The organism is Wolbachia endosymbiont (group A) of Yponomeuta plumbellus (assembly GCF_947251575.1).
In the GTDB taxonomy this organism is placed as follows: Bacteria; Pseudomonadota; Alphaproteobacteria; order Rickettsiales; family Anaplasmataceae; genus Wolbachia; species Wolbachia pipientis.
In genome coordinates this window covers 721,722-744,008 of record NZ_OX366353.1, presented here as the reverse complement: position 1 = coordinate 744,008, position 22,287 = coordinate 721,722, and the positions used below count along the sequence as shown (strand labels likewise).

Genomic DNA, 22,287 nt, shown 5'->3' with positions numbered 1-22,287 from the left:
TTAATAAACATAGCAAATTAACAAAGTAGTTACAACAAAAAAGCTAAAAAACTCTTAACTTATGGCCTAGCTTACCAAACTTTGTCTCCATATATGAATCGTTATATTTATTACGTTCCACAATAAGTGGTAGACACTTTGTAACCTCTATACCACTACTTTCCAATTCTGACAATTTCCTATCATTGTTTGTAAGTAATTGGATTTTGTTAATGTTCAATTTCTTAAGCATTTTAGCTGCAACAACAAAACTCCTTTCATCATCTTCAAAACCCAATATTCTATTTGCATCAACAGTATCAAGGTTATGTTCTCTTTGCATACTGTATGCTCTTAACTTATTAGTTAAACCAATACCTCTTCCATCCTGCATCAAATACAATATAATACCACTTCCAAAGTCAGCTATCATTTGAATTGCTTGATGTAACTGACTTCTGCAATCGCATGATAAGCTATCTAACAAGTCACCCGTATAGCACGAAGAATGAATTCTCACTAATGGTTCGTCATCTTTATCTGGATTGCCAATGATAATTGCATGATGTTCTCTTCCACCACTTTCGGTTCTATAAGATATGATATTTACTTCTTGAGTCTGTTTTAAAAATAATGATGTTTTGCACACTTCATATACATCCTGATTTTCTTGAAAATTATTTATGAATGACGTGTCCAGTGCAATAACGTCATTTTTCTCGCACCAATTTCGCATTTCATGGTTATTCTCAAAAGTCATATCAGCCACTAACGCGTATGGCAATAATTCTGAGAACTTAAGCAAGGCAATAGCACATTCATCTATTGTCTTTGAGCATTGCAACTCTTTTATGCAATCTTCCTTTGAACAGTTTATTAAATAGAGCAGTTCATCAAAATTATTCACCAACAGACGTTTGCTGTTATGTTCTTTATTCTGAGATATGTATTTTACCTTACTTGAAGTTAAAGTAACATATACATTACTTGATGTAAGCTTGTATTGATTAAATAAATCTCTTTCTAAAGCCTCAGCAGCAGCAAACAATAGGTAATTACTTTCATCATATATTACAATTGGCCGACCGCGCCTGATTTCGCTGATAGCTCTTTCTACCTTATTGCTACTCTGATTTCCTATAAACATTTTTACCCATATTAAACAGCGATAAAAACTGGTGCGGCCGAGAAGACTTGAACTTCCAAGGCCTTATGAGCCACAGCGACCTCAACGCTGCGTGTCTACCAATTCCACCACGGCCGCACTATATTCTAGTTTTTATATAATTATTTTAAATTACTTAATCATTTTAGAATTTTTCATCTAGAGTGTCAATCTGATACTAGAATAATTTAGAAATTGTTTGTATAATTTGATTATGAATTTTGTGATTATAAATTTTAATCATTTAAGATAACCTTACTACTAATTTTTAACTTAGGTTTTTATACAAATGAATATAGCTAATATCTTTATTTTTTTAGCTCTCTCTCTTATAACTAGCTTTCATTTCGTCCATGCACAAATATTATACACATGGTCTCAAGTTATCCCAGAAAATAAACTAAGCATACGCGCAATTACGGACAATGACATGTGTCCCATTGTTTATATTGATGGCGAGGAAACAGAAATGCTGAATCGCAGCTCAATTAACAATGGTGATCATAACGAAACAGTTTGTGAACTGACAGTACAAACAAGTGCCAAAAACATTAGTATTGAGAATCTACGGGTTCCTATATTACCAAAAAAGGTTAATAAAATTGCTTTCATTGGTGACACGGGCTGTAGAATAAATATGTTATTTCAGCAGGAATGTAATTCGGTAGATAGCTGGCCTTTAAAAAAAAATTTAGATTCAATCGCCCTTCATAAACCAGATTTAATTATCCATGTTGGTGATTATCATTATAGACAAACAAAATGTAGAAATACAAAAAAGTGTGGCGATATTTATGGATACAATAAAGAAGTTTGGTACGCTGATTGGTTTGAGCCTGCAAAGGATATTTTATCACAATCCCCTTTCCTTTTTGTTCGTGGAAACCATGAGAGTTGTGATAGAGCTTATGAAGGATGGTTCAGGTATCTAGATTCATACCCCTTTTCGTCTGAAAAATGTGGAAACTTCGTTTCTAGTTGGTCCTTAGATGCTGGACCGATGAAATTTTTTATCTTCGACTCTTCATCCGGTGAGGATATTTTTACAACCCAAAGCACAATTGATGCTTTTGAGAGGCAATTTGATAAATTGATACAAAATAGTTCTGACAAGCCCATGTGGTTTTTAACTCATAAACCGCTTTGGAGATCTCCAAAAAAAGAATTTTTGACATTAAAAAGCCATGGTAATCTTACACAAATCGAAGCTTTTGGAGATAAATTTCCAAGCAATGTTACTACCATAGTTTCTGGCCACATTCATATAGCCCAGATTTTATTAATGGATAATGTTCCAGACCAAATTATAGTTGGAAACGGTGGTGCATCATTACACGCTCAAGATCAAGAATCTGTTTATCAAAATGTAGAATTTGACTATTTAAATGGTAAAAACTACTTAGCACACGAGGTTAGAAACTTTTTTGGCTTTGGCTTTGCAATACTAAATTTAGATGATCACGAATTTACCTTCTATAATCAACACAATAAGGAAATGTATTCTGCGAAGCTAACAGAAGATTTTAAACTTAAACGGATTAAAACTATAGTCGATTCATTTTAGGATTTGTTATTAGCTATTTTAAAAACGCTACTTAAACATTTTTTTTAATCGATTGATTTCATCAGCAAATTTTGAGTCGGTCTTTATAAAATTTTCTACTTGTTTTACTGCATGTATAACAGTAGCATGGTCTCTGCCACCAAAGTTTCTCCCAATATCTGGTAGGCTTTTTTGCGTAAATTTTTTGGCAAAATACATAGCTATTTGTCTTGGCCTTGCAAGACTGCGAAGCCTTCTATTGGATTGCATATCTGCAACCTTTATATTGAAAAATTCAGCTACTTTCTTTTGTATTTCTTCTATTGTGACTGACCTATGATTTGACCTAAGAAGATCGATTAGGGTTTCACTAGCTGATTCTACCGTCATACTTCTTCCAATTAATGAGGTATGGGTAACCTTATTTAATGCTCCTTCTAATTCTCTTATATTAGATTTTATGTTCCTTGCTAAAAACTCTAGGACATCTTTCGGAACATACATATTCATCTGCTCCACTTTTGCCTGCAATATACCAAGCCTTAATTCAAAAGTTGTTTCATTAATATCTGCCACCAACCCCCAACCGAGTCGTGATTTTATTCTTTCTTCCACTCCATCAAGATCACTAGGAGACCTATCAGCTGATATAACCAATTGTTTATTTTGGTCTATCAATGCATTGAAAGTGTGAAAAAATTCTTCTTGTGTACTATCTTTACCACTGATAAATTGCACATCATCTACCATCAATACATCTACTGATCTAAATTGCTCTTTAAATAACATAATATCTTTGCTTCGCAGCGCTGTAATATATTGGTACATGAATTTCTCTGCTGATAAATACACCACTTTTCTTTTTGCTGATGGGGAATTGACTATGTGCCAAGCTATAGCATGCATTAGATGTGTTTTACCAAGTCCCACTCCACCATATAGAAACAAAGGATTGCTGCCTAATATTGGATCTATAGATTCTGCCACACGCTTTGCCGCCGTAAATGCTAATTCATTTGGCTTTCCCACTACAAAATTATCAAAGGTGAACCTTGGATCCAGCGGCGAACCAAGATTATGATTACTTTCCTCTCTGTTTTTTAGTATAACATTAAAATTTGAATTCCTCTCCTCAATTACTTGAATATCAATAGAACGTATACTTTTATCTTCGCTTTGCCATAATGATAATATTTTTTTCATGTAATGAACTGTAATCCACTCTTTTATAAACCTTGTTGACACGGATAAAAGAACTTCCCCATTTCTGCTACTGACAAATTTTAGTGAACTCAGCCAGCTATTATATGTTGCTTCTCCATAAAGATTATAAAGACAATTTTGGATTTTTTCCCAAGTAACATTGTGATCCGTTACTGTAATAATCTGATCAAAAAACATAGTAGAAACCTTAGGGCTAGTTAAGTTCATATACCACACCAAGAAAAAAGCAATAATTAGAAAAATATAAGATAATCAATAGCCTACTGCAAAATGAAAAGCTAATACTACTTAATACATACTAAAAATTATGGTGATTTTTTGATGGGTTGTAAAGGGTATAAAAACATTAAAATTGATCATTTTTATTTCAAAAAAATGAAAAATTTGTAAATGTCGCTTGTATCGAGGATTAGAAGCATGCAAAAACAGTAATACATTATGTATAAATAAGATGTTAAATTTACTGGCAAATAAGTAAAGTATTCATATAAATATAGCTAACCTAATATAGATTTACTGAAGCAAATTTATGATTATATTAAGTAATTTGAGTTGTTATGCTGTATTAGGTATTGAACTAGAGTTTTACATTGAAGGAATAGAAAAAGAATACTTATTTCTGAATAGCATCAAAAATAAAATAGCATCTCTTGAATTTTCTTGCGAGAAGGAGAATTCTACACATCAGTATGAGATAAAAAGTGGTTGTTATACGAACTCCTACAATTTAATTAAGCATTTTGAGTTAGCAAAACAATCACTTACTGAAACAGCACAAAAACTAGGTGGGAATGTTTCTTTTAAAGCAAAGCCTTATTTGGATAGAGCAGGCAGTGCATTAAATGTGCATGTTAATCTCGTGAATTCAAATAACGGTAACTTATTTTATATCAATGAGCAAAAGTACAGTGACTATCTGATTCATAGTATTGGTGGATTATGTGCAATGATGAAAAAACATATGTTGTTTTTTGCTCCAAATGATGATTCATATTTAAGATTTCAGTATCCGGATATTCACACTCCAACTACGATTAGTTGGGGAGTAAATAACAGAACTGCTGCGATAAGAATTCCCTATTTTGGCAACGATTTCAAAAGATGCCGCCTAGAGCACCGCGTTCCCGGAGCAGATTGTGACCTTGAAAAAGTACTCACAGCAATAATTGAAGGTATGGTTTTTGGTATAGAGAACAAAATTGCTCCGCCAAATAGGGTCTACGGCATTGCATCTGATCCTCAATATGAGATGGAGAGGTTAATATAACAACTATCTATCAAATCCTAATCCGTTAAACCCCTTTTGGGTAATTGGCTGTTTTAGCATTTTTTTTACATCATTATCTACATTTTTGCACTGTAATAGCAAGTCTAAAGCAGATAGTTTCTGCGTGCTTTTAGATTCAAGCTCTAGATTGCTTAACACTTGCCCAGGAAGTGGATTACCAGGCACATCCATGTGCTCAGGAAGAGGTTTCATCTGATTCTTTATAGAGCTAGAGTTATTTTGTGTAAGAGTTTTATCATTTAGCATGCTAAGAATAATTTCCTCAGGCACTACCATAGTTTTTGTATAATCAACAGGATTACTATTTTCAGCATCTATAGTCACATGAATTGGTTCGCCAAACGCATTTATAGGACCACCAAGTGATCCTTTCTCCATGCGTTCTTGTGCTCTTTTCCTTATTATTTCTTCTTCTAACTCAGTTTCAGTTTTTTCTGGTTCTTTTGCGGTATCTTTTTCTTCACCTTCATCAACACTGCTATACCCTTCATCTTCTGAAACTTTCTCTCCTGAAACACCAGTAATTTCAGGCTGTTCTTTTTTAGTTCTTATTTTATGAATCAGCGAAAGTAATAAGTAAGTAACTGCAGCAGCAGAAACGATAATGGCTATCTTTGCGGCAATGTGGATTGCTGTTAAAAATATTAAAGCTGATAAAGCTCCAGCTAATCCAGACACAATAACTTTATTTTTGCCTTTTGTTATATTTAGAATTGCCACCATAATAACCTCTCAAATACTGTTCTAGAATTATTATACAGGAATTTTCTTATACTTGCAATTTTGCGAAAATTTTAATTATTTGCATAAAGTTTTAAAGCTACACAAGGATTAATTAATATGCAATGTATCTCGACTATAATATTGTACAAACACACATATTCAGCTAACATTCAACATGCAGAGCTTACTCATAGAGCGAAACAGGGCGGTGGTATTATTACTTATAGTAATTTTTATCTTCGGTTCATACGTTTATGTAAAAATGCCAAGGGAAAGCAATCCTGATATACAGATTCCTATAATCAGCGTGTTTGTTGGACTTCCTGGGATTTCTGCTCAAGATAGTGAAAAGCTATTAGTGCTTCCTATAGAAAATGAACTAAGATCCATCGAAGGTGTAAGAGAATTGAGAGCTTTTGCAACTAATGATGGTGCTCACATGATACTCGAATTTGGAACAGAGTATGATAATAAAGAAGTGCTCGATAATGTTCGTTCAAAGCTTTCAAACATAAAATCGAAGTTACCTGTTGAAGCGGAATCTCCGATAATCAATGAAATAAACTTGAGCTTATTTCCGATACTCAATGTCGGCTTAATTGGTAATTTGCCAGAAAGATCCTTAACTGAAATAGCACGCAAGCTAAAGAAAGAAATAGAATCTCTGCCAAATGTTCTCAAAGTTGAAGTGGCGGGTATGCGTAAAGAAACAGTGGAAGTTATAATTGAGCCCACAGTTCTAACAAAATATAACATTCAATCAAACGAAATATTCCAAGCTATATCAAGCAATAATAGACTAGTGGGAGCTGGATCACTGGAAAATGACACCGGTAAATATTCGATTAAAATATCAGGATTACTAAAAGATATAGAAGATATTATGAATATTCCTATTAGATCTAAAGGCGATGCAGTTTTGAGAATAAAAGATATAGCAAAAGTATACCCTAGGTTTGAAGATCACCAAGGGTTTGCTCGCATTAATGGATTACCTAGTGTCGTGCTAGAAATTTCAAAACGTAACGGAAAAAACATAATAGACACAGTAAATCAAGTAAAATACTTAATGGATAAGGCAAAAGATCAATTACCTGAAAATTTAAAAGTGGTGTACTTAAACGACCAGTCAAAAAACGTCCGCGATGTGCTTGATGACTTGGAAAACGGCATAATATTTGCTGTGTTGTTAATATTGATCATAATGATGCTTTCTATGGGAACAAGGATTGCTATTCTTGTGGCACTCTCGATACCCGGTTCCTTTCTCATTGGGATAATAGCTCTTTACTTTATGGGTATAACCTTAAATATCGTTGTGCTCTTCAGTTTAATTATGGCTGTTGGCATGCTGGTTGATGATGCAATTGTGATCAGCGAATATGCCGATAGAAAGATGATCTGCGGAATGGGCAAAGTAGAAGCCTTTCACACTTCAGTTCGTGATATGTTTTATCCGGTCTTATCATCAACGTTAACTAAATTGGCAGTGTTTTTTCCTTTACTACTCTGGCCTGATACTGTGGGAAAATTCATGCAGTATATACCAATTACAATAATTTTAACTTTAACCGGATCGCTCATTATGGCTCTGGTTTTTATACCAACACTTGGTGCAATCTTTGGAAAGCCATCAGTAACTTCAAAGGAAGAAATTGAAAAAATGAATGCTATCGAAAGTGGTGAAATAAAAAATGCTGGGCCTATAATAAGAGCTTACGTACGAATGCTAGAGAAGGTTTTGGATCATCCTAAAAAATTCGTATGTGCTACTGTATTCGTTTTGTTTTCATTTAGTGTGCTGTACTTTACTTTTGGTCCTGGAGTAAAGTTTTTTCCGAAAGTGGATTCAGATAATATTTTAATCAGTGTTAAAGCAAAAGAAAGCTTATCAGCCAAAGCACGAGATCTGATACTCAAAGAAGTGGAAGAACGCATTTTGAGCATTGAAAAAGAAATTCATGTTTCTTATGCTAGATCAGGAGCATTTTCAGACAACGTTATCGCCAGAATACAACTAGAACTTATGGATTGGCGCTTCAGGCGCAAAGCTAAGCACATACTAAATGATATAAGGAGCAGTGTGCAAGACATGAAAGGAATAATAATTAATGTTCAAGAGGAAAAGCCAGGACCGTCGGCTGACAAGCCAATACAAATCAACCTCAGCGGGAGTGCATCCAGTTTGAATTTAGCAGCAGAGAAAATTCTAGAAATTATGAACCAACCTTCATCCGGGTTTATAAATATTCAAGATAGCAGATCAGCACCTGAAATAGAGTGGAATATGAGTGTTGATAAGAATAAGGCTACAAGCTCTGAAGTAAGTGTTGCAACCATTGGCGATTTTATAAAGATGGTTACAAATGGAGTGTTGATTGGAAAATATAGACCAAATAACACGGATGAAGAAATCGATATTGTACTCCGTTTCCCTGGAAAGGATCGCAACATGAAGACTATAGACAATCTTTTTATCAATACAGTTAATGGCCCGTATCCTATGAGCAATATAGTAAAATATGCTCCCGAAAAAAAGGTAAACAAACTAAACAGGATTGATGGATTACGCACAGTGACAATCTCTGCTGACGTTGATACTGGCTATCTTGTTGATGAAAGAGTAAAGTTCATTCAGAATTCTATTGCCCAGGATTGGGACAAGGGAGTAAAAATTGATTTTAAAGGCGACAAAGAAGATCAACAAAAATCAGGAGCATTTTTGTTAAAGGCTTTTATATTAGCGATTACACTAATGATATTGGTATTAGTGACACAGTTTAATAATGTATACCATACATTTATCGTAATGACAGCAGTGTTTTTATCCACAACATGTGTGTTTTTTGTTTTCTTTCTTATCCAACAAGTTTTCGTAGTTGTTATGTGTGGAGTGGGGATAATTGCTTTGGCAGGAATTATAGTAAATAATAACATACTATTGCTTGATGCCTTTCATCACCAAATTAAGGTACACAAAAATGACATCAAGCGATGTGTAATAAACGCTGCAATTTCTCGCGTTAGGCCAATATTGCTTACCGTTGCAACCACAGTTCTTGGTTTAATACCGATGATTACCAGGTTAAATATCAATTTTTTTACGCTACAAATCACATATGATGCTCCATCAAGCCAGTGGTGGGTTGACATTTCAACAACCATAGCAAGTGGAATATTGGCTGCAACGGTTTTAACTTTATTCTTTACTCCTGCGTTGCTTGTTATACAAAAACATGAAAAAACTTGACTTAAATTAGCAATCATTTAACATTTAAGATAGTGTTCTTTGCCCGTTGGAGCTATAATTATAACTAATTACATTGGATTTATTTATTATGATTGCTAATCGTAAAAGCAGTGTTAAGCAGAAAAGTAACAAGAATAACATAGTTGGAAGCCTTGATGTAATAAAAACAGCAGGAGAGCTTTCACTTCAAAAAGGTTTAGATTTTGATGTTGTAATAAAGGCACTAGAAAGTGCTATAGAAGCAGTGGCTCATCAAAAATATGGTAGCAAAAGTAAAATTGTAGTTGATATAGATAGAAACACAGGCAAAGTTACTTCATATAGAAAACTAAAAGTTATTGATGATGAATCAAATGAAAAAGAGAATACCGAGTGTGAATCAATTACGCTTACACAAGCTAAATTAATAAAAGGAGATGCAAAAGTTGGAGATACTGTTAGTGAATTACTCTCTCTTAACACTGATCTTGCTTCAGCAAGAATTGCCCAGCAAAAGATTGCTCAAATAATTAAAGATGAAGAGTCAAAAAAGCAATATGAGGAATTTAAAGATAAGGTGGGAGAAATAAGGTATGGTATTGTTAAACAAGTAGAATATTCAGATCTTATTATAGACATAAATGGCACTAGGGCATATCTTCCATTGCGAAATTTAACTGGTGGTGAATCATTTCGTGAAGGTGATAAGGTTAAAGCTTACATACAGACTGTTAAGCGCTCTGATGATGGACGTCAAATTATTCTTTCTAGGACTCATGAAGGCTTTTTGGAGGCATTATTAAATCAAGAAATACCAGAAATTGCTGACGGATTAGTGACAATTAAAGGTATAGCTAGAGATGCTGGTTCAAGGTCTAAGGTTGCCGTTTTCTCTCCCGACAAGAACATTGATCCAGTAGGTGCTTGTGTTGGAGTTAAGGGAGATAGAATAAAAACTATTATACACGAATTAAATGGTGAAAAAATTGACGTTATAAATTACTCCTCAGATTTGGGTCAATTTGTTATTAAAGCCATTACTCCTGCAGAAGTATCGAAGGTTATTATTGATGAAAATGAAAATTGCATAGAGTTAATAGTTGCTGAAGATCAATTGAGTTTAGCGATAGGAAAAAAGGGCCAGAATGTAAGATTAGCTTCAGAGCTTGTTGGATGGAAAATTGAGATATTAAGCACTCAGCAAGAATCAGAAAGGCGAAGTAAAGAACTTAGTCAATGTTCAGCTTTATTTGCTGAAGCTTTAAACTTAGAAGAGATTATGGGTCAGCTATTGGTAACAGAAGGTTTTTCAAGTGTAGAAGACATATCTAGCGCTTCAATTAAAGAGCTTGCTTCAATAGAGGGCTTTAATGAAGATATTGCAAACGAACTTCACAATAGAGCAAATAAGTACCTGAAAGCAGAAAATGATAGAAAAATAGAAGAGCTAAAAAGTTTAGGTATGGAGGATGATGTAATCAATTTAACTTTATCAATAGACAATAAAATTGCTCTTAGTAAGCATGATATTAAGACTTTAGAGGACATAGCAGATTTATCAAGTTATGAGTTTTGCAGCATACTCTCTTCCTCATCCGATAGCAAAGAAGATCTAAAAGATACAGTAGATTCAATAATCATAGAAGCACGTAAAAAGCTTGGATTAATATAATAAAATAATATGAATAATGAAGATATCAGTGATAAAAAATTAACGCTCCAAGGTTTAAGCAAGCTTAAATTAGACCTCAATTTAAACTCTTCAGCTAGCCCAAGTACTGGAGCTACAGTAGTAAAAAAAAGAAGAAAAAAATCTCATGATGCAGAAGAACATAATTTATTTGACGAGAGTAAATTAGGTTCTTTAACAGAGAAAGAACAAATTTTCCGCATTAATGCTGTGCAGAATGCTGCTTTGCTGAAAGAAAGAAATCAGAGAGAAGAAAAAGAGAAAACAGCAAAAGAAGACAGCAATAAAGAGATTGACGAGAAAAATGAAGCGGACGCTTTATCTAAGGAAATAAATAAGCAAGTTTTAAGTAATACCCACTTAGTTGAACCAAAAGAAGATAGTATTGACCATGAGGACAACGATAAAAAGTCTTTTAAAGTCAACAAAGATATATATTCTAAGCATTCTAAACTGGTAATTGCACAGGCAATAGATGAAAAAACTGAACAACCCCCTGTATTTAAGCAAAGGTTTGGTATAAGAGGTAGAAAGTCAAAGTTTACTAAGGGTAAAAATATATCAAGAGAAGTTATTATACCAGACAAAATAACTATCAGGGAGTTATCTATTCGCATGGCAGAAGATAGCAAGAGTGTGCTAAAAATGTTCAAAGAAGAAGTCGGTGAGAGTTATAGAGTAGATGATCTGGTGGATCCAGATATAGCATGTGAAATAGTGGAAAAATTTAATCATACGGCTAAACGAGTGAGCGATACCAACAGAGAAAAAGATTTATTTTTTATAGAAGGCAGAGAAAGCCTGCCTAAAAAACCTAAACCACCAATCGTCACTTTTATGGGACACGTCGATCATGGTAAAACCTCATTGCTCGATGCATTTCGTGAATCTAATGTTGCAGAAAGAGAGTCAGGTGGCATAACTCAACACATAGGTGCTTATCAAATAATAACAAAAGATAAGCAAAAAATTACTTTCATTGATACACCAGGGCATGAAGCGTTCACTGCGATGCGTGCATGTGGTGCCAATATTACTAATATAGTTGTAATAGTAGTTGCAGCTGACGATGGAATCATGAAACAAACAGTTGAAGCAATAAATCATGCAAAAGCAGCAAATGTTTCTATTATAGTTGCTATTAATAAAATTGATAAATCTGAGCCTGGTGATGTGGAGAAAGTAATGAGTAGCTTACCTCAATATGATCTCATTCCTGAAGAGCTTGGTGGTGATGTTATGATTGTGCCAGTATCAGCAAAAAAGAAAACTAATTTAGATAAACTAGAAGAGACGATTTTGTTAATCGCTGAATTAATGAAGCTAGAAGCAATAGAAGATTGTCGAGCACTTGGATGGGTAATAGAATCCAAAATAGATAAAGCGAAAGGAATATCAGCTACATTGATAGTTGAGGAAGGAACGTTAAAGGTTGGTGATATATTGGTAGTTGGTACAACATACAGTAAAGTACGTAGTATGGTTAATCACCTTGGTCAAAGAGAAAAAGCAGCACTACCCTCCGCTCCAATTGAAATTACTGGTCTAAATGGTGTACCAAATGCTGGAGATAAATTTGTTGTTGTAAATTCTGAAAAGCAGGCGCGTGAAATTGTTGAATACAGGCTAGAGTTAATCAAGAAAAAGAAAGAAGATTTGGGCGACAATAATTTAGATATATTCAGTCGTAATAACAGCGAAACAGAAGAACTATCTGTAGTTTTAAAGTGCGATGTAACTGGTTCTATTGAAGCAATATCAAGTTCAATTGATAAACTCGGTAAAGACCAAGTGAAATTAAATATCCTACACAAAGCAGTAGGAGGGATAACAGATTCAGATGTGCTGCTTGCAGAAGCATCAAGTGCAGTAATTTTAGCTTTTAATGTAAAAGTGGACTCAAAAATAAGGGACTTGGCAAAACAAAAAGGTATAGAAATACATACTTATAACATAATATACGAGCTCATTGACGACATGAGAATGTATTTAACTAAAATGTTAAAGCCTGTTACACGAGAGGTTCGTGTTGGTTCTGCATCTGTAAGGCAAATATTTAATGTATCTAAAGCTGGTAATATCATTGGATGTTATGTAAGTGATGGAGTCATAAAAAAAGATTCTTTAATTAAGGTAGTGCGTGGTGGCAAATTGGTGCATGAAGGAAAGTTAAAAGCAATACGTAGATTTAAAGATGATGTTAAAGAAGTAGGTGTAAACTTTGAATGCGGAGTATCACTAGAGGGTAATATCGATATTAAAGTTGGAGATATTTTGGAAGCTTATCAATTAGTGCAAGAAGAAAGGGTGTTATAGTAGCTGGATATGAAAAAGGAAATTAGAAACCTAAAGATAGCATCGGTATTGCATAGAGCAATATCAAGAATTCTAATGGAAGGTAAGGTGTTCAATAAAAATGTAGCGGTATCTGACGTAAAATTAAGTAAAGATTTGAAAAAAGCAGATGTATATATTGTGTTATCTTCATTGAATATTCAAGTAGCTGACTACTTAGATCCAGAAAAAAGACGCACTGGAGATCCTTCTGAGAATAATTGTGATCTTAACACCGTTGTTAATGAAATGAACCAATCTGCATGGTCAATACGTAAATCTATACTGTGTTATGTTGATTTGCGATTTATACCTGAACTAGTTTTCAAGCCTGACTTAGCGTTCGATAATTTTGTTAATGTAAGCAAAATATTACATAATCACACTTAATTAATGCATTTCAATCGTTACTTTTCATTAATGAGGTTGCACAGTTTAACGGGTTTGTGGCTTGTGCTATTTCCCAGTTTGAGCGGTATTCTTTTAGCCTCAACTTCTCTATCGTATCAGGTTCTTTTTCTCCTTGTTTTGTTTACTATAGGTGCATTTTTAATGAGACCCGCAGGGTGCATAATCAATGATATCTTCGATAGAAAAATAGATGCGCACGTTGAACGAACAAAATATAGGCCACTTGCAAGTGGTGCATTAAACATAAAGCAGGCTTTAGCTTTACTTTCACTGCTACTGTCTATTGACCTGGTAATCTTATTATTAACTAATAAAACTACACTTATACTTGGAATAATCTCAATGTGTATGATAGCTACTTACCCTTTATTAAAGCGGTATGTTTGGTGGCCACAATTGTTCTTAGGGTTTACCTTCAATATGGGATCGCTCATGGGCTCAGCAGCAATAACAAACCAGATCAGTATAGAATCCTTGCTGTTTTATATAGGATGCGTCTTTTGGACACTTAGCTATGACACCATATACGCCCATCAAGATAAAAAAGATGATGAAAAACTCGGGATGAAATCTACCGCATTATATTTTGGTGATACAACAAAATCTTGGTTGAAAAGATTTTATTTAATATCTCTTATGACGTGGCTATATGCTGGTATTTTATCATCATTAAATAACATTTTTTATATTGCTCTACTTGCCGTAGGGTTCATATTTCACCGCCAATACAAAAATTTCAATCCTGACGATCCCAGTCAATGCATGTCCATATTTAAAAATAATTCCTACGTAGGGTTGCTTCTCTTTTTTGGCATCCTTTTAGATAGAATTATCACCTAGGTCTCAAGAGTTTTGGCTCTAATGAAGTCAATAAACTCAGGTACTCGCAGAAACGAAAAACTTCCTTGACACCCTTCGCCAGCCCCCTTATCATAACAGTGAAGCTATTGTATTTGCTTTCGCCAATCTGCAGATTAAAAGGTAAGGATTACTTAATGTATCGGCGTCTTATGTTCAATTTTTTGCAGTATATAGATACTGTATGTCTTTACAAAACTTCATCTACATCTAGATTTTTATCTAAATAAGCTGAACGCGCTTATAAAGCGTTACAAGACATCAAAAAATGCCAATACTCGACAGAGATAGTAAAAGACTAGCTAACTCGGGGATTCTTTGTCTTTTTTTCTGCTTAGTAAATTTCTTAAACATTTGCAGCGTAAGTTAGTTGCAATTAAAAGCGGCTGAATCTCGCTTGTCAAGCGTTTAAAACATAAAAAACGCCAATATTTTAAAGCAGATAATAACCCCAGGGCTTCTTTTGCCTTTTTTTTCATTTAGTAAATTTCTTAATATTTATGGCTAAACGACAATCGTCATCCCGCTACTTGTTAGCGGGATCTATGTTAAGGTATAGTAGGGGATCTATGTTAAGAGATACCGCGGCGGTATGACGGTTCGTGGCGGCATGACGATAAGCTCGTCATCCCGCTGCTTGTTAGCGGCTAAGAGATACCGCGGCGGTATAGCTATAGGATGACAAAAAAAGGGCACTGTGACGAACTTAAATCACAATTATCAGTTAATGCTAATTACGGCATTATAAAAAACGCCAAACTTTTTTCTGCTTTTATGCAAGAAGTCTAGTCCATATATTCCTCCCACTTTTCCGTGACTTTTCTTACTATTTCCTCACTCATCTCAATTTTCTTTCCCCACTCTCGTTTGGTTTCAGGCGGGATTTTATTTGTCGCATCAAATCCCATTTTACCTCCAAGTCCACTTTCAGGGGAAGCAAAGTCTAAATAATCAATAGGTGCATTTTCTATCATGATTGTATCACGCACAGGGTCCATCCTCGTTGACATTGCCCACATCACTTCCTTCCAATCACGTATATTTATATCATCATCAACAACGATAATAAACTTCGTGTATAAAAATTGCTTTAGAAAGGAAAGTATGCCCATAACAATTCTTTTTGCCTGCCCTGGATAGGATTTTTTTATCGACACTACCGCTATTCTATATGAGCAACCTTCCGGTGGCAGATAAAAGTCCACTATCTCTGGAAATTGATTGATAAGAATGGGCACAAAAATTTCATTGAGTGCTTCACCAAGAATCGATGGTTCATCAGGTGGCTTGCCAGTGAAAGTGCTAAGATATATCGGGTTTTTACGCATAGTAATTGCAGTAATATTAAATTCAGGAAATTGCTCAACAGAATTATAGTAGCCGGTGTGATCTCCGTATGGCCCTTCGTCTTGATATCTATCCAAACTCACATAGCCTTCCAGAACGATTTCCGCGTGAGCTGGTACTTGAAGTGGAATAGTCCTACAATTTACCAGCTCAAGCGGCTTCTTTCGCAGCAGTCCAGCAAATTGGTATTCTGACAATGTTTCTGGCACTGGAGTTACTGCAGCAATAATCGTTGCAGGATCACTACCGATCACAGCAGCAGCAGGAAATTTCATATTTTGTTCCTTCTCTTTCCATCGTTTGTGGTGAGTTGCGCCACCTCTTTGTGCAAGCCAACGCATTAGTGTTGTTTTTTTATCTATAACCTGCATACGATATATTCCAAGATTAAAATTATCTTGCTTTTCTTTCGTGGGTCCTTTTGTTACCACAATCGGCCAGGTGATAAGTGGTGCAGGTTCATTTGGCCAGCATGTTTGAATGGGCAGTAGACTTAGGTCCACTTCATCTCCGGTTAGCACTACCTCTTGACATGGAGCCTTGCTCACGACTTTACTTCGCATCGATAACACGACTTTCAACAAAGGAAACATTTTTATAGCATCCTTAAAGTTTTTTGGCGGCTCAGGTGATTGCAAAAATGCTAAAAGTTTACCAAGATCTCTTAGTTCATCAGGATTTATGTTCAACCCCAATGCAATCCTCTTAATAGTACCAAATAAATTCACCAAAACTGGAATCGAATTTTTGCCATTTTCTGTGATAACATTTTCAAAAATGATCGCTGGCCCTTTGCTTGACAAAACTCTGCGATGAATTTCTGTCATTTCAAGAACTGTTGAAACTTCCTCCTTAATCCTAATCAGATCTTTTTTTTCTTCTAAGGCTTTGATGAAGTCGCGTAAGTTGTTGTACATATTCCAGTTTTTAAAATTTTAAGTTTATATCTAGTTTTCAAGCACTTTATTGAAATTTGACCTATGCACTGTCTAGCGAGCTTTCAGTTAATTTGAGATCAAATCTTCATATTGCTTACTAAGTTTGTATTTCCTTCCTCTATTGGAAAAATCTACAATCTTGATAAACCCCATTTCCACCCACTTTTTACAAAGTTGCGCACTAGTACGAGGCTTAAAATTAAATAGTTCGCCAACCTGACTAGCTGTAATAGCGGAAAACTCCTGGAAGAGCTCAAGAGCTTTGCGTTGTTTAGGATCAAGTTTACGTATAAGATCAGTCTGATCAGTGTGGTATTCTTCTTCATTTATACATTGTAAAACGTTCTCAAATGAATTTGCCATACCTTCTACGAAATACTCCACCCACTTAGTGATATCTGCTTCAGCTCGTCCCATATAATAATTGTGCGATGGACCTACACTGATTGCCTCATAATAAGCTCCTAGATTCTTAGCATAATATTCTTCCAATGAATAAAGCCCTTTTAGGTCATATCCACCAAGGTGTAAAATTAATGTAGTCAACAATCTTGCAGTACGACCATTACCGTCATAGTAAGGGTGAATTGTTACAAATTGATAATGAGCAATACCTGCAATAATTGGGCAAGGCACTTGCTCACTGTCACGAATCCAATCAATCATACTGCTCATGAGCTTTGGTACATCCTTTGCTTCAGGGGGCATATAAATTATTGCACGTGTACGGCTATCACGAATAACGTTTTGACCATCACGATAAGAGGTTGGCTTCACTTTAGATTTTCCACTCGCCATTACTAGGGCATGAAGCGTTTGAATGGCTTTCTCAGTAATAGGGATCGTTCTCGCTGCCCATTGTTCAACTTGGGTTAAAGCTGCATAATATCCTTTAACCTCATTTTCATCTCTCCTATATTTTGGAAAGTGGCTTTTACCACTTAAAACCTCTTCAATCTGTTTAGGCTCAAGTCGATTTCCTTCAATCATAGTAGAATAGTGTGTGGTATAAAGCCGTGCAGTTTCACGAAGGGACGAGAGCATCGATACAGTGAGTGGCAAATGTAACACTTTTTCTTTTGCTGCTTCAATCCTCATAAGGCAATTAGCAATTTTAGAAGTAATCGTATAATTTGGCATCGGCATAATATCTGCATTACATTACTTCTATATTATGCTGATAAAATGCAGATAATACAACATTTACACGACGCCGACCATAAACAGCAATAAATTCGGCTGATTGAGAAAGAAGTTTGTCTTGTAGAATAGCTATTTCTTTTTCTCTGCCAATTATTGGTTCACTCATATGTTTATTCCGCGGAGTTTGTTGAAATTATACACAGCGGAATAAAATTATCAACTTTGTTTTACCGCCATGTTTACAGCGCGGCGGTAAAAGATAGAGCATCTCATAATTGGCTATTCTGGGGGTAGTTTGGTCACCTACATTATCAAGTCTTCTGATGAACTTTGTGACAATATACCTAATCATTGTACGTAAAGTTTGTATTCGAGGCAAAACTGACTATAAAATACACTTGATATAAATGTTTTTATATATTAACATTAGATGCTTCTTTTAATATATAGATAAATGTGTACTAAAAGTTTTATATTGTAGGTTCTTTAATAAGTATATGTCTAGAATATCGTTTTTATTGATTCTTATACTGGCAGTAGCAAGTTTACCAGTAATAAACAATTGGCTTTCACACCGCGGTCAAACCCTAACCGATGACCAAATAAGTACGAGATTAGATGATTATATCAGTAGAAATTTTGATAAGATCGTAAAAACTCTCAAAGAGGAGTCGATTAAAAGTAGTTACGCTGCTCGAGATAACGCGACTAAAGGTAAAATTTTACAGTACAAAAATGAAATATTCGACTCCGCTTATCCTTACTCAGGAAATGAAAATAGTAGTGTTATAGCTGTAGGCTTCTTTGACTATTCTTGTGGATATTGCAAAGCTATGAAGAATGATATAAAGCAGTTAATTAACGACGGTAAAATTAAGTATATCTTTAGGGATGCTCCAATACTTGGTAATGACTCTTTAAGGGCAGCAAAAAGCGCTTTAGCTGTTTACTTTATTGATAAAGAAAAATATTTCGATTTTCACTATTCTGCTTTAAGTCACAAAGGAGGATTTTCAGACGAAAGCATATTGGATATAGTGAAAAGCATAGGGATTGATGAGGACGATTTTAATGATTCCATAAAAGATAACGCGGACAAAATTGAGCAAATGATAAACAACAGTAGGCTTCTAGTAAGAGATTTGGGAGTAGGTGGTACACCTTTTTTAATAATTGGGGATAGTCTGTTTGTAGGAGCAACTGATTTAAATATACTACGCAAAAAAGTAGATGAATTAAGTCACAAGCAAGGCTAGTTTCAATTTGCCATAAAATTTTATTTTTTTTGCTTGACAACTCAAATGAACCTGAGTATAGTAACTGTGGGTGTGATAAGTAACGGCACGTAGAAGTGACACAGTAGCTCAAGAAAAGCAGGTGATGCCTATAGTCAAGCATAACCTCAGCCTGCAAAGATTGACTAATCCATTAAAAAGTGTTAAACTCAATATATAATTACCATTCTGGAGTTACAATATGAAAGAACCTAATTATACAAGAGAACCAATTGCTCTTTTTCGACAAATCAAAGAAAAGAAAAAATCAAGTAATTTATTGCATAATTTAAAGAGTGCTTATTCTAAAAAACTAAAGATAGGGGCTGCTCTAAAGACAGGGGATTGCTTTTTTGACTCCGTGGCTCAAGGGTTGAATGAGTTAAAACCTGGTCATCGTTTTACCGCAAAATCATTAAGAAAAGATTGTGCAGATTATGCTGAAAACAAAAAGGACTCACGATGGGTTTTTGATGAAATAACAAAAAATATTGCTGAAGGATATGCTGTACCTATGATAGGTTCAAATGGAAATGTAATGAAAGATAACCAGAACAATATTATACCAGACAATATTGCATCTTTTGATAGATATTTAAAAGATATTAGAAGTATGGCTACAGAAGCTAGCCTACCTATATGGGGTCGCCCAGGGATTGAAGGGAGAATGATATGTGATAAGTATGAAGTGGAGCTTGATATTTATTCAATAGAGGAAGATAGTCAAAAAGTTACAGTAACTAAAATTACAGCACATGATGATGATCTAGAAGTTTTTATACAAGGTGTGAATCTTGATCAATTAAAGATAGATAATAGTAAAAAAACTGTAGGAGTAGTGAATTACATGCAACATTTTGTACCACTCCTTAGTGGAATTTCTGAAGATATAAAAGAAGATCAACAAGTTTCTAGTGAAGCAATTCTTGGCACAGGTAAAAGAGTTCCTACTTCTGATCAATCAGAGAAAGAAGTACAACAAGAAATAATTAATATCAGTACTAGTGCGACTGTTTATACGGATAAAGAAATCCCTTTTTCTCATCAACTAGAGCAAAAAACACGACAAGAAGGAATTAATGCCAGCGCTAGTGCGACTGTTTATACGGATAGAGAAATTCCTACTTCTAATCAATCAGAGAAAGAAGTACAACAAGAAATAATTAATACCAACACTAGTGCGCCGGTTTTACAAATTTACACAGATAAAAAAATCCCTTCCTCTCATCAGCAAGAACAAAAAACACAACAAAAAGAAATACAAAAAAAATTAATCAATAGTTACAGGAAAGAGGCTATTTATGTAATAGCTACTGTAATAACAGCTATAGCATTCACAGCATCTGCTATAGCTGCTATCATTACTCAAGCAATTCCTTTTGCATGTCTTGCTGGAACTGCTTTAGTCGCTGCATGTGTTTGTGTATATCAATTAACGCAGAGTCATAAAGACATTAACGAACTGAAAAGCGAGTTAGGAAAAGGTCAAGAAGATAATGCCCACACTTTCTTAGAGAAGGTGGGATTAAAAATGCACGATCTTATTAATAAAGCAATTTCAAAAGTTTAAGATTTTTCCTACTTTATCTACATCAACTCAACTTTATTTCTACAGGAGGGTATATGTCATTCACAGAAATTAGATTTCCAGAAAATATATCTTATGGTTCCGCTGGAGGACCGGAATTTTCCACTGACGTTGTAACAACTCATAACGGTTGTGAACAGCGCAACATCAATTGGTCTCATGCACGCACTAGATACAACATAGCTTACGGGGTCAGATCAAACGAGCAGCTACTAGAACTAATAACATTTTTTCATGCACGAAAAGGTAAAGCAATAGGGTTTCGTTTTAAGGATTGGTCGGATTTTATAGCCATCAACCAAGAGATTGGTATAGGAGATAACAAAAAAACGACTTTTCAGCTAATCAAAACTTATGTAAGTGGGGAAGATAAGCATATACGTATGATCAAAAAGCCAGTACATGGGAGAGTAAAGATTTATTTAAATGGTAAAGAAGAGAGTGAATATTCAGTAAATTATTCAACGGGAGAAATAACATTCATGAAACCGCCAGTAAAAGATGCAATAATCACTGCGAGCTTCGAATTTGATGTGCCCGTGCGCTTTGATACAGATTACTTAAACGCTTCTATTGATGACTATGGAAGCAATAGCTGGAATAACATTCCACTAATAGAGGTGAAATTTTAGCTGTAAGCGAGCATAGATCTACATCATAGTAGGGCTACTAGTCACCATCAATTAAAAAAGTTAAGCACCACTGAGGCTCTATATTTAAATGAGCCTTAGTATATGCAATTATTTTAAACTTTATCACCAGCTATATACTACAATGTTGCTGAGCTTTGCTAACATTTACACTTGAAGCTTGGGGAGATTCTAGCTTAGTGCTTTCTCCTTCCTGCAAAATAGAAAGCTTCAACAATTCCTTTAGAGTTGATTTTGCAAGTGTTGTATCATCTTTGTTTAAGATGTAGTCTAGCATGTTGTTTTTCTGTAAGCGATTAACAAAATATCTATCTTCCTCATTAAGAACCTCTATCTTGTTAATACAAGATAATACTAAATCCGAATTCTTTGTTGCTAAAATTCCATTCAAAAAGATATCTAATTTTGTTTTGTCTTCAGTCAAGTCTCTAGCTAACCTATTTCTGATGTTATCATTATCAAGCACAGTGTACTCGAGGTACGAGCAAGGCTCAATAAGTATAAAGTCCTCTAAAGGCACTAGTTCTGGATAGGTGCCAGCGTAATCAAGTATGCCACACTCAGTAATACACCCTCCTTTTCTTATAACACAGCAATTGAGACGACCATGATACATTGATAACAAAGAAAAAAGACGTATTATACTTGTACCTCTATCTTTCATTTCCTCGAAAAGCTTCCTATCATTTATTAATTTGTGCAAAATGTAATCCATAGCAGGACCTGGTTTGCGGAAATGAAACATATTATTCTCTTCAAAAATGGCCTCAGCTAATTCGATAGATTTTTTATCCTCATCTACGAAAGCTTTTTCATTTCTATTTAACTGTATGATCTCAGCTTTGCTATCTCTGCGTAGACCAGTTCTCCTTATTAACATCTCAAATATTTTTGTATTCATAT

At 34.7% G+C, this 22,287-nt stretch carries 17 protein-coding genes and 1 tRNA gene; 10 read left to right on the top strand and 8 right to left on the bottom strand.

All coding sequences use genetic code 11. The annotated features are described in order from the left end of the window. Positions 1-43 precede the first annotated feature (43 nt). Positions 44-1,126 carry a GTP cyclohydrolase II gene (locus tag OPR39_RS03755; protein WP_015588756.1) on the bottom strand — a complete coding sequence of 361 codons (1,083 nt, stop codon included), beginning with the start codon at positions 1,124-1,126 and terminating at the stop codon, positions 44-46. Positions 1,127-1,155: 29 nt separating this feature from the next. Next, positions 1,156-1,243: transfer RNA gene (locus OPR39_RS03750), tRNA-Leu, on the bottom strand. 190 nt (positions 1,244-1,433) lie between these two features. Between OPR39_RS03750 and OPR39_RS03745 the strand changes: the two genes are divergently transcribed. Then, the gene (locus OPR39_RS03745; protein ID WP_265039121.1) at positions 1,434-2,708 is read left to right on the top strand and encodes a metallophosphoesterase; all 1,275 of its coding nucleotides are present in this window, start codon (positions 1,434-1,436) and stop codon (positions 2,706-2,708) included. Between the two features lie 27 nt (positions 2,709-2,735). Here OPR39_RS03745 and dnaA read toward each other — a convergent pair whose 3' ends face one another. Next, positions 2,736-4,118 (bottom strand): chromosomal replication initiator protein DnaA, encoded by a 1,383-nt coding sequence (gene dnaA, locus OPR39_RS03740; RefSeq protein ID WP_010962298.1) that lies wholly within the window; start codon positions 4,116-4,118, stop codon positions 2,736-2,738. Positions 4,119-4,440: 322 nt separating this feature from the next. Here dnaA and OPR39_RS03735 point away from each other — a divergent pair, with 322 nt between their 5' ends. Beyond that, positions 4,441-5,178: a type I glutamate--ammonia ligase gene (locus OPR39_RS03735; protein WP_015589514.1), complete on the top strand. Its 738-nt coding sequence runs from the start codon at positions 4,441-4,443 to the stop codon at positions 5,176-5,178. A 3-nt stretch (positions 5,179-5,181) separates the two neighbouring features. On the opposite strand, the gene OPR39_RS03730 is transcribed toward OPR39_RS03735, so the two are convergent. Then, positions 5,182-5,922 (bottom strand): hypothetical protein, encoded by a 741-nt coding sequence (locus tag OPR39_RS03730; RefSeq protein ID WP_015589513.1) that lies wholly within the window; start codon positions 5,920-5,922, stop codon positions 5,182-5,184. A 175-nt stretch (positions 5,923-6,097) separates the two neighbouring features. Here OPR39_RS03730 and OPR39_RS03725 point away from each other — a divergent pair, with 175 nt between their 5' ends. The 5 genes from OPR39_RS03725 to ubiA all read left to right on the top strand — a co-directional run bounded on the left by OPR39_RS03725 (position 6,098) and on the right by ubiA (position 14,426). Next, positions 6,098-9,172 (top strand): efflux RND transporter permease subunit, encoded by a 3,075-nt coding sequence (locus OPR39_RS03725; protein ID WP_265039119.1) that lies wholly within the window; start codon positions 6,098-6,100, stop codon positions 9,170-9,172. An 88-nt stretch (positions 9,173-9,260) separates the two neighbouring features. Continuing rightward, on the top strand, positions 9,261-10,823 hold the full coding sequence (gene nusA, locus OPR39_RS03720; RefSeq protein WP_015589511.1) for a transcription termination factor NusA: 1,563 nt from the start codon (positions 9,261-9,263) through the stop codon (positions 10,821-10,823). A 9-nt stretch (positions 10,824-10,832) separates the two neighbouring features. Further along, the gene (gene infB, locus OPR39_RS03715) at positions 10,833-13,157 is read left to right on the top strand and encodes a translation initiation factor IF-2 (RefSeq protein ID WP_015589510.1); all 2,325 of its coding nucleotides are present in this window, start codon (positions 10,833-10,835) and stop codon (positions 13,155-13,157) included. A 9-nt stretch (positions 13,158-13,166) separates the two neighbouring features. After that, positions 13,167-13,565, top strand: coding sequence for a ribosome-binding factor A (locus tag OPR39_RS03710; protein ID WP_015589509.1), 399 nt, complete (start codon positions 13,167-13,169; stop codon positions 13,563-13,565). A 3-nt stretch (positions 13,566-13,568) separates the two neighbouring features. Beyond that, positions 13,569-14,426 carry a 4-hydroxybenzoate octaprenyltransferase gene (gene ubiA / locus OPR39_RS03705; protein ID WP_015589508.1) on the top strand — a complete coding sequence of 286 codons (858 nt, stop codon included), beginning with the start codon at positions 13,569-13,571 and terminating at the stop codon, positions 14,424-14,426. 803 nt (positions 14,427-15,229) lie between these two features. On the opposite strand, the gene OPR39_RS03700 is transcribed toward ubiA, so the two are convergent. The 3 genes from OPR39_RS03700 to OPR39_RS03690 all read right to left on the bottom strand — a co-directional run bounded on the left by OPR39_RS03700 (position 15,230) and on the right by OPR39_RS03690 (position 18,038). Further along, positions 15,230-16,708 (bottom strand): UbiD family decarboxylase, encoded by a 1,479-nt coding sequence (locus OPR39_RS03700; RefSeq protein ID WP_015589507.1) that lies wholly within the window; start codon positions 16,706-16,708, stop codon positions 15,230-15,232. Positions 16,709-16,795: 87 nt separating this feature from the next. Continuing rightward, positions 16,796-17,875, bottom strand: a complete 1,080-nt coding sequence (locus tag OPR39_RS03695; protein WP_265039117.1) for a Fic family protein — start codon at positions 17,873-17,875, stop codon at positions 16,796-16,798. 10 nt (positions 17,876-17,885) lie between these two features. After that, positions 17,886-18,038 (bottom strand): hypothetical protein, encoded by a 153-nt coding sequence (locus tag OPR39_RS03690; protein WP_007548541.1) that lies wholly within the window; start codon positions 18,036-18,038, stop codon positions 17,886-17,888. A gap of 331 nt (positions 18,039-18,369) precedes the next feature. Here OPR39_RS03690 and OPR39_RS03685 point away from each other — a divergent pair, with 331 nt between their 5' ends. The 3 genes from OPR39_RS03685 to OPR39_RS03675 all read left to right on the top strand — a co-directional run bounded on the left by OPR39_RS03685 (position 18,370) and on the right by OPR39_RS03675 (position 21,366). Continuing rightward, positions 18,370-19,128, top strand: coding sequence for a DsbA family protein (locus OPR39_RS03685; RefSeq protein ID WP_015589505.1), 759 nt, complete (start codon positions 18,370-18,372; stop codon positions 19,126-19,128). Between the two features lie 220 nt (positions 19,129-19,348). After that, positions 19,349-20,716 carry an OTU domain-containing protein gene (locus OPR39_RS03680; RefSeq protein ID WP_265039115.1) on the top strand — a complete coding sequence of 456 codons (1,368 nt, stop codon included), beginning with the start codon at positions 19,349-19,351 and terminating at the stop codon, positions 20,714-20,716. Between the two features lie 53 nt (positions 20,717-20,769). Next, on the top strand, positions 20,770-21,366 hold the full coding sequence (locus OPR39_RS03675) for a TIGR02217 family protein (RefSeq protein ID WP_265039113.1): 597 nt from the start codon (positions 20,770-20,772) through the stop codon (positions 21,364-21,366). A gap of 130 nt (positions 21,367-21,496) precedes the next feature. Here the strand turns inward: OPR39_RS03675 and OPR39_RS03670 are convergent, their stop codons facing one another. Beyond that, positions 21,497-22,285, bottom strand: coding sequence for a GTPase Era family protein (locus OPR39_RS03670; RefSeq protein ID WP_015589502.1), 789 nt, complete (start codon positions 22,283-22,285; stop codon positions 21,497-21,499). Positions 22,286-22,287: the final 2 nt, after the last annotated feature.

Excerpts from the sequence above, each read along its gene's own strand:
- OPR39_RS03725 (WP_265039119.1), top strand. The coding sequence starts at position 6,098 with ATGCAGAGCTTACTCATAGAGCGAAACAGGGCGGTGGTATTATTACTT.
- OPR39_RS03745 (WP_265039121.1), top strand. The coding sequence starts at position 1,434 with ATGAATATAGCTAATATCTTTATTTTTTTAGCTCTCTCTCTTATAACT.
- dnaA (WP_010962298.1), bottom strand. The coding sequence starts at position 4,118 with ATGAACTTAACTAGCCCTAAGGTTTCTACTATGTTTTTTGATCAGATT.
- nusA (WP_015589511.1), top strand. The coding sequence starts at position 9,261 with ATGATTGCTAATCGTAAAAGCAGTGTTAAGCAGAAAAGTAACAAGAAT.
- OPR39_RS03685 (WP_015589505.1), top strand. The coding sequence starts at position 18,370 with ATGTCTAGAATATCGTTTTTATTGATTCTTATACTGGCAGTAGCAAGT.
- ubiA (WP_015589508.1), top strand. The coding sequence starts at position 13,569 with ATGCATTTCAATCGTTACTTTTCATTAATGAGGTTGCACAGTTTAACG.
- OPR39_RS03700 (WP_015589507.1), bottom strand. The coding sequence starts at position 16,708 with ATGTACAACAACTTACGCGACTTCATCAAAGCCTTAGAAGAAAAAAAA.
- OPR39_RS03735 (WP_015589514.1), top strand. The coding sequence starts at position 4,441 with ATGATTATATTAAGTAATTTGAGTTGTTATGCTGTATTAGGTATTGAA.
- OPR39_RS03675 (WP_265039113.1), top strand. The coding sequence starts at position 20,770 with ATGTCATTCACAGAAATTAGATTTCCAGAAAATATATCTTATGGTTCC.
- OPR39_RS03695 (WP_265039117.1), bottom strand. The coding sequence starts at position 17,875 with ATGCCGATGCCAAATTATACGATTACTTCTAAAATTGCTAATTGCCTT.
- OPR39_RS03670 (WP_015589502.1), bottom strand. The coding sequence starts at position 22,285 with ATGAATACAAAAATATTTGAGATGTTAATAAGGAGAACTGGTCTACGC.
- OPR39_RS03710 (WP_015589509.1), top strand. The coding sequence starts at position 13,167 with ATGAAAAAGGAAATTAGAAACCTAAAGATAGCATCGGTATTGCATAGA.
- OPR39_RS03680 (WP_265039115.1), top strand. The coding sequence starts at position 19,349 with ATGAAAGAACCTAATTATACAAGAGAACCAATTGCTCTTTTTCGACAA.
- OPR39_RS03690 (WP_007548541.1), bottom strand. The coding sequence starts at position 18,038 with ATGAGTGAACCAATAATTGGCAGAGAAAAAGAAATAGCTATTCTACAA.
- OPR39_RS03755 (WP_015588756.1), bottom strand. The coding sequence starts at position 1,126 with ATGTTTATAGGAAATCAGAGTAGCAATAAGGTAGAAAGAGCTATCAGC.
- infB (WP_015589510.1), top strand. The coding sequence starts at position 10,833 with ATGAATAATGAAGATATCAGTGATAAAAAATTAACGCTCCAAGGTTTA.
- OPR39_RS03730 (WP_015589513.1), bottom strand. The coding sequence starts at position 5,922 with ATGGTGGCAATTCTAAATATAACAAAAGGCAAAAATAAAGTTATTGTG.